The sequence below is a fragment of the Azoarcus sp. DN11 genome (genome assembly GCF_003628555.1).
Classification (GTDB): domain Bacteria; phylum Pseudomonadota; class Gammaproteobacteria; order Burkholderiales; family Rhodocyclaceae; genus Aromatoleum.
The window spans coordinates 1,091,268-1,103,750 of sequence record NZ_CP021731.1 but is presented as its reverse complement, the minus strand read 5'-3'; the positions used below and the strand labels follow the sequence as shown (position 1 = coordinate 1,103,750).

Sequence of the window (12,483 nt, the reverse complement as noted above, 5' to 3'; positions counted from 1 at the left end):
GCGCCGCTCAAATCCCGAGTATCTGCTTCACCGCTGGCCACTGCCGGCGGCTCACCGGCAGGCCTTCGGGCAGCCCGGCGAGCAGGATGTCCCAGTGCGGCTCGCCCTCCTGCTCGCCCGCACGCTCGACGCCGACAACCGCGGCGCGCGCGACGAGGCAGTTGCGGTGGATGCGCAGGAAGCGGGCCGCGAACTCCTGCTCCAGTTGCACCAGCGATTCGTCGAGCAGGTATTCACGCTCGGCCGTGCGCGCTGTCACGTACTTCAGTTCGGCGCGCAGGCACAGCACGTCCGCCACCGGCACGAGCAGGATGCGGCCGCGCTCGTTGACGCTGAAATGCTGGCGCACGCCCGGCGCGATCGCCGCCAGCGCAGCGTCCGGCAGCGGCAGGCGGCGCCGCGCCTTGGCCAGTGCGTCCGCGAGGCGCTGCGGCCTGACGGGCTTGAGCAGGTAGTCGACGGCGGAAAGCTCGAAGGCCTGCACGGCATAGCCGTCGTAGGCCGTGGTGAAGATCACTACCGGCGGGTTCTCGAGGCGGCCGAGGTGGCGCGCCAGTTCGACGCCATCCATCACCGGCATGCGGATGTCCGCGAGCACGACGTCCGCCGGCTCCTGCTCGATCAGGCGCAGCGCCTCGATGCCGTTTGCCGCCACGCCCACCAGCAGGGTCGGCTGATCCGGCGCGACGTCGGCCAGCAGATCGCGCAGGCGCGCCCGGGCCGGCGCCTCGTCATCGACGATCAACACCCGCAGAGCCTGTACCGACATCTCGTTCGCCCTCCCCGCCGCCGCGCGCCCTGCCTGCACCCCGCGATCCGGCGGGAAAGGCGAGCGGGGCTTTTGCTTTATACTTTTGGCCTGTTTGCGCGGGGAGATCCCGTCGCCGGGTACCTCGCCACCCAAGGGCCGCATCCGGCCGCGCCACACCACTGACGGACATTATGACAGACACCACCTCCTCGCAGCCGGCCAAGGCCTGGTCGGGCCGCTTCACCGAGCCGGTCTCGGATCTCGTGAAACGCTACACCGCCTCGGTGTTCTTCGACCAGCGCATGGCGCGCCAGGACATCCGCGGTTCGCTCGCACACGCGAAGATGCTCGCGCGCCAGGGCATCATCGGCGCGCAGGACCTCGCCGACATCGAGCGCGGCATGGCGCAGATCGCGGGCGAGATCGAACGCGGCGAGTTCGCGTGGAACCTCGACGACGAGGACGTGCATCTCAACATCGAAAAGCGCCTCACCGCGCTCGTCGGCGACGCCGGCAAGCGTCTCCACACCGGCCGCAGCCGCAACGACCAGGTCGCGACCGACATCCGCCTGTGGCTGCGCGACGCGATCGACCAGATCCTCGCGCTGATCGGCGACTTCCAGAAGAACCTGCTCGACGTCGCCGAAGCCAACGCCGCGACGGCGATGCCCGGCTTCACGCACCTGCAGGTCGCCCAGCCGGTGACCTTCGGCCATCACCTGATGGCCTACTACGAGATGAGCCGCCGCGACGCCGAACGCTTCGCCGACGCGCGCCGCCGCGTGAACCGCCTGCCGCTCGGCGCCGCCGCGCTCGCCGGCACGAGCTACCCGATCGACCGCGAGTTCGTCGCCCGGGAGCTCGGCTTCGACGAGGTCTGCTACAACTCGCTCGACGCCGTCAGCGACCGCGACTTCGCGATCGAGTTCTGCGCGGCTTCGGCGCTGCTGATGACCCACCTGTCGCGCTTCTCCGAGGAGCTGATCATGTGGATGAGCCCGCGCGTGGGCTTCATCGACCTCGCCGACCGCTTCTGCACCGGCAGCTCGATCATGCCGCAGAAGAAGAACCCGGACGTCCCCGAGCTCGTGCGCGGCAAGACCGGCCGCGTGAACGGCAGCCTGATCGCGCTGCTGACGCTGATGAAAGGCCAGCCGCTCGCGTACAACAAGGACAACCAGGAAGACAAGGAGCCCTTGTTCGACACCGCCGACACGGTGATCGACACGCTGCGCATCTACGCCGACATGATCACCGGCATCCGCGTGAAGGCCGACGCGATGCGCGACGCACTCAAGCAGGGCTACGCCACCGCGACCGACCTCGCCGACTACCTGGTCAAGAACGGCCTGCCCTTCCGCGACGCGCACGAAGCGGTCGCGCTCGCCGTGCGCGCCGCCGACGTGAAGGGCTGCGACCTGCCGCAGTTCTCGCTCGACGAGCTGCGCGCCGCGATGGCGCATGTGCCAGGCGCGGCCGAACGCGTGAAGGACGACGTCTTCGGCGTGCTCACCGTCGAAGGCTCGCTCGCCTCGCGCAAGCACGTCGGCGGCACGGCCCCCGAGCAGGTCCGCGCGGCGATCGCGCGGGCGCGCAGCACGCTGGCCTGACGCCCGGTTGCCGATGGAACGGATCGGCAAATACGAAATCAGGCGCCCGCTCGGTGCGGGCGCCACCAGCTCCGTTCATCTCGCGTGGGATCCCTTCGCCGGCCGCGAGGTCGCGATCAAGCGCATCCACCCCGAGATCCTGCGCGATCCGCGGCGCGGACATGTTTACCGCCACCTGCTGATGAACGAGGCGGCGCTCGCCGGCAAGCTTGTCCACCCGCACATCGTCGGCACCTTCGATGCGCACGTCGACGACGAGGATGCCTGGATCGTCATGGAGTACGTCGGCGGCGGCACACTCGCCGATTTCTGCACGCCCGAGGCACTGCTCCCCTTCGATCGCCTGATCGAAATCATCTTCAAATGCACCCGGGCGCTCGACTACGCCTTTCGCCGCGGGATCACCCATCGCGACATCAAGCCGGCCAACATCCTGCTGACCGACCGCGACGGCCAGGACATCAAGATTTCCGACTTCGGCTCCGCCTTCGACGCCGGCAGCGATGCGACGCAGATCGCCTCGGTCGGTTCGCCGTCATACATGTCGCCGCAGCAGGTGCGCCAGCTGCCGCTGGATCAGCAGACGGACATCTATTCGCTCGGGGTCGTCATGTATCAGTTGCTCACCGGCCGCCTGCCCTTCGAAGCCGACAACCAGTTCAGCCTGCTGTACAGCATCGCGCACGACGAGGCGCCCGCTCCCGCGTCGCTCCGGCCCGACATCCCCGACACGCTGGACGCCATCGTCCGGCGCGCGATCGACCGGGATCTCGATCGTCGCTACCGCGACTGGCCGGACTTCGCACATGATCTCGCGTGCGCCTTCCGCAATCGCGCCGCCGCTTCGATCCACTCGCCCATCCCCGACGCGGAAAAGTTCCAGACCCTGCGCCGCCTCACCTTCTTCCGCAACTTCAGCGACGTGGAGCTGTGGGAAGTGATCGGCCTGGCGCACTGGAGCCGGGTGCAACCGGGCACGGTCGTCATCCGGGAAGGGGAGCCGGGTGACCACTTCTGTTTCCTCGCCACGGGCGAGGCACGTGTCAGGAAACGCGGCCGGCTGCTCAACCTCCTCGGCGAAGGGGAATGCTTCGGCGAAATGTCCCTGTTCGCCGCCGGCGGCTCGGTGCGTTCGGCCTCGGTCGAGGCGACCACGGCGCTCGAAACGATCCGCATCGACGCGCAGGCGCTGCACCGGGCCTCCGACGCGACCCGCATGCACTTCTATCAGGGATTCCTCGAGGTCCTGGCGAGCCGCCTGTCGCTCGCCAATTCGCGCCTCGCGGGCGTCTGAAACCGGCCCGGCGGCAGGCGCCGCGCGCACGTGGCGCGGCCCAAAAAAAGACAAGCCCGCCGTCGACGGGCGGGCCTGATACCGGTTCCTGCGCGGCCAGGCGCCGCGCGGACGGGGGATTACTTGACGCCGGCTTCGGCGAGCATCGTCTTCAGCTCGCCGTTCTCGTACATCTCGCGCATGATGTCACAGCCGCCGACGAACTCGCCGTTGACGTAGAGCTGCGGAATCGTCGGCCAGTTGGCGAATTCCTTGATGCCGCTGCGGATCTCCTCGTTCTCCAGCACGTTCACCGAGTACAGGTTGGTGACGCCCAGGTTCTTCAGGATCTGCACCGCGGTGGCGGAGAAACCGCACATCGGGAACTGGGGCGTGCCCTTCATGTACAGCACGACCGGGTTGCCGGTGACCTGTTCGCGGATGACGTTCTGGATATCCATGTTGCGCGTTCCAAAAGTTGAGTAATTAACTCGGAAAATTCTAGGGACTGCCATCCCTCGCGTCAATAGCCCTGCCGCCCACTTGCATTCAGCGCGGTTCGCCGCGTCCCTGCCACTGGCCGCCCGACACCCGTTCGATCCCGCCGAGATCCTTCCACGACGCGATCGACGAGAACCCCGCATCGGTCAGCAGGCCGCGCACCGCCGCCGCCTGGTCGTAGCCGTGCTCCATGAAGAGCCAGCCGCCCGCTTCGAGATGGCGCGGCGCCTCGGCGGCGATCGCCGCGAGGTCGTCCAGCCCCTGCGGCCCCGCGGCCAGCGCGGTCCCCGGTTCGAAGCGCACGTCGCCCTCGCTCAGGTGCAGGTCGTCCGCCGCGACGTATGGGGGGTTCGCGACGATCAGCTGGTAGCGGTCGCCGCCGAGCTGCGAGAACCAGTCGCCGAGCACGAAGGACACGCTCGCCTTGAGACGTGCGGCGTTGGCCATCGCGACCAGCAGGGCCTCGCGCGAACGGTCCACCGCGGTCACGTCCGCATCGGCCAGCTCGAGCGCCAGCGTCACCGCCAGCGCACCGCTGCCCGTGCCCAGGTCGAGCACCCGCGTCCTCGGCTTGTCGCCGAAATGCGCGAGCGCCAGCTCGATCAGGAGCTCGGTGTCCGGGCGCGGAATCAGCACCGCGGGCCCGACCATGAACGAGCGGCCGTAGAATTCGCGCTCGCCGATCAGGTAGGCCACCGGCTCCCCGGCCTCGCGGCGCTCGACGAGGCTGCGGAATTCGCCCCACTCACGCTCCTCGAGCTGCGCTTCGGGGTAGGCCGCGAGGCGGGCCGCCGAACATTGCAGCACGTGGCGCAGCAGGATGCGCGCATCGATAACCGCGATGCGCGCACGCGCCCAGTTCAGCGCTCCGGCAATGTCCGGTGCAAATTCCGGCGTCTCCGTCATCGCCACACCCGGCCCGATGTCCGCAGCCGGGCCATCCCTGCGCAACGCGGCCCGGACGAGCATAGGCTTCGCGCAGGCGCGCTCACGTCATTCACCCGCGAGCGCCGCCAGCTGCTCGGCCTGGTGTTCGGCCGTGAGCGCGGCGATCAGGTCGTCGAGCTCCCCGTCCATCACCGCGTCCAGCTTGTACAGGGTGAGATTGATGCGATGGTCGGTGATGCGCCCCTGCGGGAAATTGTAGGTGCGGATGCGCTCCGAGCGGTCGCCGCTGCCGACGAGGCTCTTGCGCGTGGCGGCCTCACGCGCCTGCTGCTCGCGCAGCTGCACGTCGTGGATGCGCGCGACCAGTACCGACATCGCCTGCGCCTTGTTGCGGTGCTGCGAGCGGTCGTCCTGGCACTCCACGACGATGCCGGTGGGCAGGTGCGTGATGCGCACGGCCGAGTCGGTTTTGTTGATGTGCTGGCCGCCCGCCCCGCTCGCGCGGAAGGTGTCGATGCGCAGGTCGGCCGGATTGATGTTCACCGCCTCCAGCTCGTCCGCCTCAGGCATCACGGCGACCGTGCAGGCCGACGTATGGATGCGCCCCTGCGTCTCGGTCGCCGGCACCCGCTGCACGCGGTGCCCGCCGGATTCGAACTTGAGCCGGGAGTATGCGCCGCTGCCGACGACGCGCGCGATCACTTCCTTGTAGCCGCCGAGATCGGATTCGCTGGCCGACACGATCTCGACCTTCCAGCGCTGCCGCTCGGCGTAGCGCGTGTACATGCGCAGCAGGTCACCCGCGAACAGCGCCGCCTCGTCGCCGCCGGTGCCGGCGCGCACTTCGAGGAACAGGTTGCGCTCGTCGTCGGGGTCGCGCGGCAGCAGCGCACACTGCAGTTCGTCCTCCAGCGCGCCGCTGCGTTCCGCGCACGCCGCGAGCTCCAGCTCGGCCAGTTCGCGCATCTCCGCATCGACGAGCATCTCGCGCGCGCTGGCGGCATCGCTCTCCGTCTGGCGCCACGCCTCGTACAGGGCCACCACGGGCTCGATCTCGGCACGCTCGCGCCCCAGCGCGCGGAAGGCATCCATGTCGCGCGCCGCATCCTCGGACGCGAGCTCGCGATCCAGTTCGACGAGTCGACTGCTCAGGAAATCGAGCTTTTCGCGGATGCTCTGCTTCATCGGGAAATGACCGGAGAACGCAAGGACGGGCGTCGCGCCGACAGCCGGCGCCGACGCGCCTAGTCGTGCGCGTTGAGATTGAAGAGTTGCTGCACCAGCCGCGCCACGTCGACCTGCTGCTCGCCGTCGGACTGGTTCAGGAATCGGGTCGGCCCGTGCATCAGCTTGTTGATCAGGCCATGGCTCAGCGCGTCGAGCACCTTCTGCGGATCCTCGCCTTTCGCGAGCAGCCTGCTGGCGCGCTCGACTTCCACGGTCCGCAACATCTCCGCGTGCTGGCGCAGCGCCTTGATCGTCGGCACGGCATCGCGCGCCTGCATCCAGTGCAGGAAACCATCCACGCGCGTATTGATGATCTCCTCGGCCTCGAGCACGGCCTGCTGGCGCGACTCGAGCCCAGCGTCGACGACCTGCGCGAGGTCATCGACGGTGTACAGGAAGACATCGTCGAGTTCGGCGACCTCGGGCTCGATGTCCCGCGGCACGGCGAGGTCCACCATCACCATCGGCTTGTGCCGGCGGGCCTTGATCGCGCGCTCGACCATGCCGAGGCCGACGATGGGCAGCGGCGCGGCCGTACAGGACACCACGATGTCGAATTGCGGCAACACGTCGCCGATCCCGTCGAGGCGCATCACGCTGGCGCCGAAGCGGCTCGCCACGACCTGGGCGCGGGCCTCGGTGCGGTTCGCGACGACCATCTCCTTCGGCGTGGCGCCCGCGAAATGCGCCGCGCACAGCTCGATCATCTCGCCGGCGCCGATGAACAGCACGCGCTGGTCCGAAATGCGCTCGAAGATGCGTTCCGACAGATGCACGGCGGCGGCGGCCATCGACACGATGTTGGCGCCGATCGCCGTCGTCGAACGCACCTCCTTGGCCACCGCGAAGGTGTTCTGGAACAGCTTGTGCAGCAGGGTCCCCATGGTCCCCGCCTCTTCCGCCCGCCGCGCCGCGTCCTTGACCTGACCGAGGATCTGCGGCTCGCCGATCACCATCGAGTCGAGGCCGCTGGCGACGCGGAACACGTGTCGGATGGCGTCGCGCTGCGGATAGGTGTAGAGGTAGGGCGACACATCCTTCAAGGAAACCTGATGGAAGCGCGCCAACCAGTCGGCGGCGTGTTGCGGCTGCTCGGTGGCGAAATACAGCTCGGTGCGGTTGCAGGTCGACAGGATGGCGGCCTCGCGCACCGTGCGCGCATTCGTCAGATCGTGCAGGGCATCATCCAGCCGTTCGGGCTGAAACGCCACACGCTCCCGGATATTGAGCGGTGCGGTGTGATGATTCAGACCAAGAGCATAAAGTTGCATGCGCGATCGCAAATGGGAGGCTTGATCTCGCGGATTATAGCACCGCAGGAATCGACCCTATATTGCGCGGAATCAGTCAATTCTGTTGCCGATATCGCAACGCAAACGGATACGCGCCGGCATCCGGCGGCCCGCTGACTGCCTCACTTTTTCCCATGCGTCACACCAGGACCTTCACCCCGGCGGCCATCAGCACCGTCGCCAGGGCGACCTGAATGCCGCGCCCCGCCACCTTGCCGGCGAGCGTGCTGCCCACGACGACCGCGGGTATCGACCCGATCAGCAGGCTTGCCAGCATCCACCAGTCCACCATGCCCGCAAACAGGTAACCGGTACCCGCGACGACTGCCAGCGGAATGGCATGCACGATGTCGGTCGCGACCAGGCGGTGGGGTGTCATGCGCAGCGGATAGAGGTAGAGCAGCATCACGCTGCCCAAGGCGCCGGCCCCTACGGATGTCAGAGCCACGCACAGCCCCAGGATCGCGCCGGAGGTCACGGTCAGCGCGGGCTGCACGGCCTTGAAACGCTCCGGCTGACCGATTCGCCGGCCTCTGGCCGACGCAAGCAGTTTCGGGGCGGCCAGCAACCCGACCGCCGTGACCAGGATCACCACGCCGATCGCCCTGGAGAGGAAGCCCACCCTCGTCACCTGCGCCCCGAGGCTCACCAGCACGACGATCAACAGGGCCATCGGCAGACTGCCCAGCCAAAGACGCCTGACGACCTGCCAGTCGACCTGGCCGTTGGCGTGATGAACGCGTGCGCCGACGATCTTCGTGACGGCCGCGAACCACAGGTCGGTCGCAATGGCGGTGGTCGGCGACACCCCGAAGATCAGCAACAGGATCGGGGTCATCAAGGCGCCGCCGCCCACGCCGGTCAGGCCGATGACGAAACCGGTCAGCGCGCCGGCCAGCGTGTATTCGCCGGCGATCATGCGGCGATCGACACGCCGTGACGCGTCGCAATGAAACCGGGGCGGACGACATCCGCGCGAGGGACCAGCATCGACGCAGCGGCCAAGGGCGCCAAATCAATATGTCGCATTTTGTGAATTACTCGCAATTAAAACACTTTTTGCATGGTAGCATTAGCTTCATTGAAATAAAATTCTCAAATAATGCAAACCGCGACAAGCACTGATCACCCCCTGTTCGGGCTCGATGCGGAACAGGTCTGGGACACCGAACTGGCCTACGAGCATCTCAAGCACACCGGCCAGGCGGACACCAAGCGCACCGCGGAACGTCGCTTGCAGTCACTCGGGGTGCTTCCTCAAGAGCTCACGGAAAATCAGCTGCTGGACGAGCTCGACCGCCCCCCCAATCGCCTGGTGCTCGACTGGGCGATTGAACAGGCGCGCAAGCGGCGCGACCGCGTGCTGTTCGTCCAGTTGCACCCGCTACCGAACGGCAAGCCCTGCCTGCACGCCAACGACGCCCGCGGCGCGCGCTTCTGGGTGCCGCTGGCGGCCGCGGATGCCGCTCACGTCCGGCGGGCACTCGGCGAACTGCAGCGACACATCGGAAAACCCATCGCTGCATTTCCACATGGCGCCCTGGTCGGCCAGCTGCGGGATATGCCCGACCTCGCGCGGATCGGCACCTGTCCACAGGCGTACCGCCCCGTACTCGAGGCGCAACCAAGGCAGGATGCGGCCAGGGGCCGCACCGGCGTTTCGCACCACCTGAAGCGCCTCGAGGCCGAGAGCATCCACATCATCCGCGAAGCCGTGGCCGAAGCCCGGAACCCGGTGATGCTGTACTCCATCGGCAAGGACAGCGGCGTCATGCTGCATCTGGCGCGCAAGGCCTTCTACCCGGCGCCCCCGCCGTTTCCGCTGCTGCACGTGGACACGCGCTGGAAATTCCAGGAGATGTACCTGTTCCGCGACTTCATGGCACGCGAGTGCGGCATGGACCTGCTGGTGCACACCAACCCGGAAGCCATCGAGAAGAACATCAACCCCTTCGACCACGGCTCCGCCCTGCACACCGACATCACGAAGACCGAGGGGCTGAAGCAGGCGCTGGACCACTACCAGTTCGACGTGGTCTTCGGCGGAGCCCGCCGCGACGAGGAGAAATCGCGCGCCAAGGAGCGGGTATTCTCGTTTCGCACCGCCACCCACCGCTGGGAACCGAAGAATCAGCGCCCCGAGCTCTGGAATCTCTACAACACGCGCAAGAACCCGGGCGAAAGCATCCGCGTGTTTCCCCTGTCGAACTGGACCGAACTCGACATCTGGCAGTACATCTACCAGGAGAACATCCCGGTCGTGCCGCTGTACTTCGCCCGGCCACGGCCCGTGGTGCTGCGGCCCGGGATGATCATGATGGTCGATGACGAGCGCTGCAGGCTGCTGCCCGGCGAAGAGATCCAGATCCGCAAGGTGCGCTTCCGCACCCTCGGCTGCTACCCGCTGACCGGGGCGGTCGAGTCCGAAGCCGAAACGCTGGAAGATGTCCTGCTGGAAGTCATCCACGCCCGCCAGTCGGAACGCGAGGGCCGCAGGATCGACACCGACAGCGCCGGCTCCATGGAAAAGAAGAAGCAGGAGGGCTATTTCTGATGGCACGCATCAAGAAATCGGGCGAGACCGCCCAAGCCAGGCAGGAAGCGCTGAGCGTTGCCGAGTGGCTGGCCCGGCAAGCCCATCAGGACACGTTGCGCTTCATCACCTGCGGCAGCGTGGATGACGGCAAGAGCACCCTGATCGGCCGCGTGCTGTGGGAATCGCAACAGATCTTCGATGACCAGCTGGCGGCACTTGCGGCGGATTCGAAGCGCCACGGCACCCAGGGTGACCAGATCGACCTGGCCCTGCTGGTCGACGGCCTGGCCGCCGAACGCGAGCAAGGCATCACGATCGACGTCGCCTACCGCTTCTTTTCCACGCCACGGCGCAAGTTCATCGTCGCCGACACCCCGGGCCACGAGCAATACACGCGCAACATGGTCACCGGCGCCTCCACCGCCGACGTCGCGGTGCTCCTCGTCGACGCCCGACACGGCGTGCTGACCCAGACTCGCCGGCACGCCTATCTCGTCTCGCTGGTCGGCATCCGGCACGTGATCCTCGCCATCAACAAGATGGATCTGGCGGCATACGATCGGCAGGTTTTCGACGCGATCCAGGCCTCGTTCAAGGACATGGCCGCGGCGCTGGGGTTCGACAGCGTCACAGCCATCCCGGTCTCGGCACTCAAGGGTGACAACATCACTGCGCGGTCGGCGCTGACGCCCTGGTACCAGGGCCCGACCCTCCTGGCGCGCCTCGAGACGATCGAGATCAAACCGCCCGCACATGCCAAGGTCGCCTTCCCCGTTCAGTGGGTCAACCGGCCGCATGCCGACTTCCGCGGCTTCAGCGGCACCCTGGCCTCGGGCGAACTCGCAGTGGGCGACGAAGTGCGGGTCACGGCATCCGGCCAAGTCGCCCGCGTGGCACGCATCGTGACCGCGGACGGCGACCTCGCTGCCGCCAACGCCGGCGACGCCGTGACCCTCGTGCTGGATCGCGAAGTCGATAGCTCCAGGGGGGACGTGCTGGCGCGCGCCGATCAGCCGCTCGAGATGACCGACCAGTTCGAGGCAACCCTGGTCTGGATGCAGGACGACGCCGGCCTCGTCGGCCGCGCCTACGAGCTGAAGCTCGCCAACCAATGGGCGACCGCCAGCATCACGGCGCTGAAGTATCGCGTGGACGTCAACACCCAGGCGCACGAGTCGTGCCGGAAGCTGGGGCTGAACGACATTGCCGTGGTCAACCTCGCGCTGAGCAAGCCGCTGGTGTTCGACACCTACGAGCAGTCGCACACGCTCGGCGGCTTCATCCTCGTGGACAAGTTCACCCACGCGACGGTGGCGACCGGCATGATCCGCCACAACCTGCGCCGCGCGCAGAACGTGCACCGCCAGGCATTGAGCATCAGCCGCGCGGACCGGGAACGGCTCAACGGCCACCAGGGCAAGGTCATCTGGTTCACGGGCCTGTCCGGCTCGGGCAAATCCACCATCGCCAATGCGCTGGAAAAGGAGCTCCACGCCCAGGGCAAGCGCACCTACATTCTGGATGGCGACAATGTCCGCCAGGGGCTCAACAAGGACCTCGGCTTCACCGATGCCGACCGCGTGGAAAACATCCGTCGCGTCGCGGAGGTCGCCAGGCTGATGATGGACGCAGGCCTGATCGTGATGACCGCCTTCATCAGCCCCTTCCGCGCCGAACGCGAGATGGCACGCGAGCTCATCGGCCAGGACCACTTCGTCGAGGTCTTTGTCGATACGCCGCTGGAACTGTGCGAACAGCGCGATCCGAAAGGGCTCTACAAGAAGGCGCGCAGCGGGCAGCTACCGAACATGACCGGCATCAACAGCCCGTACGAGCCGCCGGAACATCCGAACCTGATCGTCGATACCAGGCAAGCGTCCCTGCAGGACACGGTATCTCATCTGGTTCAGCGGCTCACCGATTCGCGGTGAGGCGGCCGGTCGAGGGAGCACGGAAAACGCTCCCTCGACTGCGCCGCGGTTCGATCAGCCGGATCAGACCACCCCGGATCGTCGCACGCACCACGGAAATCACGTCATCCGCATGAAATGGCGACATGCCCGACGCGTCGATAAATGCCAGACGCCAAAAGCACTTAGCCCAGCGCGATGGCTGGGCTAAGTGCTTGAAAATCCCTTGGTGGTGGGAGACTCGCCCGCCACCCACAGCAGCATGAACGTACGTAAAACAGATTATGTCTGCCCTTACGTGCCGATGCGAAAACTTTGGCCGTTTGCCATCCTACCGCAAAACCAGCTTGGTTCAACAAGCCTTTGATGCACAAGACTTGGGAGCAAATTTCACATTTCAACAGGCGCCCGTAGTTCCGAGGCATGGACCTTGGGCGTCCGCATGAAGTTGTGTGCGTCAAGTTGTGCAATTTGGGTTGAGCACGGCTTGGTTGA

At 66.8% G+C, this 12,483-nt stretch carries 10 protein-coding genes; 4 read left to right on the top strand and 6 right to left on the bottom strand.

Features of this window, described 5'->3' with window-relative positions; all coding sequences use genetic code 11:
- Positions 1 to 7: 7 nt before the first annotated feature.
- Positions 8 to 769, bottom strand: a complete 762-nt coding sequence (locus CDA09_RS04965; protein WP_121427603.1) for a LytR/AlgR family response regulator transcription factor — start codon at positions 767 to 769, stop codon at positions 8 to 10.
- A 173-nt stretch (positions 770 to 942) separates the two neighbouring features.
- Here CDA09_RS04965 and argH point away from each other — a divergent pair, with 173 nt between their 5' ends.
- Complete coding sequence (gene argH, locus CDA09_RS04960) at positions 943 to 2,361, top strand: argininosuccinate lyase (RefSeq protein ID WP_121427602.1); 1,419 nt, start codon at positions 943 to 945, stop codon at positions 2,359 to 2,361.
- A 13-nt stretch (positions 2,362 to 2,374) separates the two neighbouring features.
- Positions 2,375 to 3,655, top strand: a complete 1,281-nt coding sequence (locus tag CDA09_RS04955) for a serine/threonine-protein kinase (protein ID WP_121427601.1) — start codon at positions 2,375 to 2,377, stop codon at positions 3,653 to 3,655.
- 119 nt (positions 3,656 to 3,774) lie between these two features.
- Here the strand turns inward: CDA09_RS04955 and grxD are convergent, their stop codons facing one another.
- The 5 genes from grxD to CDA09_RS04930 form a co-directional block, all read right to left on the bottom strand.
- Entirely contained in the window at positions 3,775 to 4,095 is a 321-nt protein-coding gene (gene grxD / locus CDA09_RS04950; RefSeq protein ID WP_121427600.1) for a Grx4 family monothiol glutaredoxin, read from the bottom strand.
- An 88-nt stretch (positions 4,096 to 4,183) separates the two neighbouring features.
- Positions 4,184 to 5,041 carry a peptide chain release factor N(5)-glutamine methyltransferase gene (prmC, locus tag CDA09_RS04945; RefSeq protein WP_121430738.1) on the bottom strand — a complete coding sequence of 286 codons (858 nt, stop codon included), beginning with the start codon at positions 5,039 to 5,041 and terminating at the stop codon, positions 4,184 to 4,186.
- A gap of 87 nt (positions 5,042 to 5,128) precedes the next feature.
- Positions 5,129 to 6,208 (bottom strand): peptide chain release factor 1, encoded by a 1,080-nt coding sequence (prfA, locus tag CDA09_RS04940; RefSeq protein WP_121427599.1) that lies wholly within the window; start codon positions 6,206 to 6,208, stop codon positions 5,129 to 5,131.
- 59 nt (positions 6,209 to 6,267) lie between these two features.
- A complete protein-coding gene (hemA, locus tag CDA09_RS04935; protein ID WP_121427598.1) occupies positions 6,268 to 7,521 on the bottom strand; it encodes a glutamyl-tRNA reductase in 1,254 nt (417 codons plus the stop codon).
- Between the two features lie 160 nt (positions 7,522 to 7,681).
- Positions 7,682 to 8,461: a sulfite exporter TauE/SafE family protein gene (locus tag CDA09_RS04930; RefSeq protein ID WP_121427597.1), complete on the bottom strand. Its 780-nt coding sequence runs from the start codon at positions 8,459 to 8,461 to the stop codon at positions 7,682 to 7,684.
- A 750-nt stretch (positions 8,462 to 9,211) separates the two neighbouring features.
- Between CDA09_RS04930 and cysD the strand changes: the two genes are divergently transcribed.
- Positions 9,212 to 10,096: a sulfate adenylyltransferase subunit CysD gene (gene cysD / locus CDA09_RS23765; protein WP_353616647.1), complete on the top strand. Its 885-nt coding sequence runs from the start codon at positions 9,212 to 9,214 to the stop codon at positions 10,094 to 10,096.
- Positions 10,096 to 12,009 (top strand): sulfate adenylyltransferase subunit CysN, encoded by a 1,914-nt coding sequence (cysN, locus tag CDA09_RS04920; RefSeq protein WP_121427596.1) that lies wholly within the window; start codon positions 10,096 to 10,098, stop codon positions 12,007 to 12,009. The genes cysD and cysN overlap by 1 nt, the downstream gene beginning before the upstream one ends.
- The last annotated feature ends 474 nt before the right edge of the window (positions 12,010 to 12,483 follow it).

Bases quoted from the DNA above. Each gene is read 5' to 3' on its own strand.
- argH (WP_121427602.1), top strand. From the start codon at position 943: ATGACAGACACCACCTCCTCGCAGCCGGCCAAGGCCTGGTCGGGCCGC.
- CDA09_RS04955 (WP_121427601.1), top strand. From the start codon at position 2,375: ATGGAACGGATCGGCAAATACGAAATCAGGCGCCCGCTCGGTGCGGGC.
- cysN (WP_121427596.1), top strand. From the start codon at position 10,096: ATGGCACGCATCAAGAAATCGGGCGAGACCGCCCAAGCCAGGCAGGAA.
- prmC (WP_121430738.1), bottom strand. From the start codon at position 5,041: ATGACGGAGACGCCGGAATTTGCACCGGACATTGCCGGAGCGCTGAAC.
- prfA (WP_121427599.1), bottom strand. From the start codon at position 6,208: ATGAAGCAGAGCATCCGCGAAAAGCTCGATTTCCTGAGCAGTCGACTC.
- CDA09_RS04965 (WP_121427603.1), bottom strand. From the start codon at position 769: ATGTCGGTACAGGCTCTGCGGGTGTTGATCGTCGATGACGAGGCGCCG.
- grxD (WP_121427600.1), bottom strand. From the start codon at position 4,095: ATGGATATCCAGAACGTCATCCGCGAACAGGTCACCGGCAACCCGGTC.
- hemA (WP_121427598.1), bottom strand. From the start codon at position 7,521: ATGCAACTTTATGCTCTTGGTCTGAATCATCACACCGCACCGCTCAAT.
- CDA09_RS04930 (WP_121427597.1), bottom strand. From the start codon at position 8,461: ATGATCGCCGGCGAATACACGCTGGCCGGCGCGCTGACCGGTTTCGTC.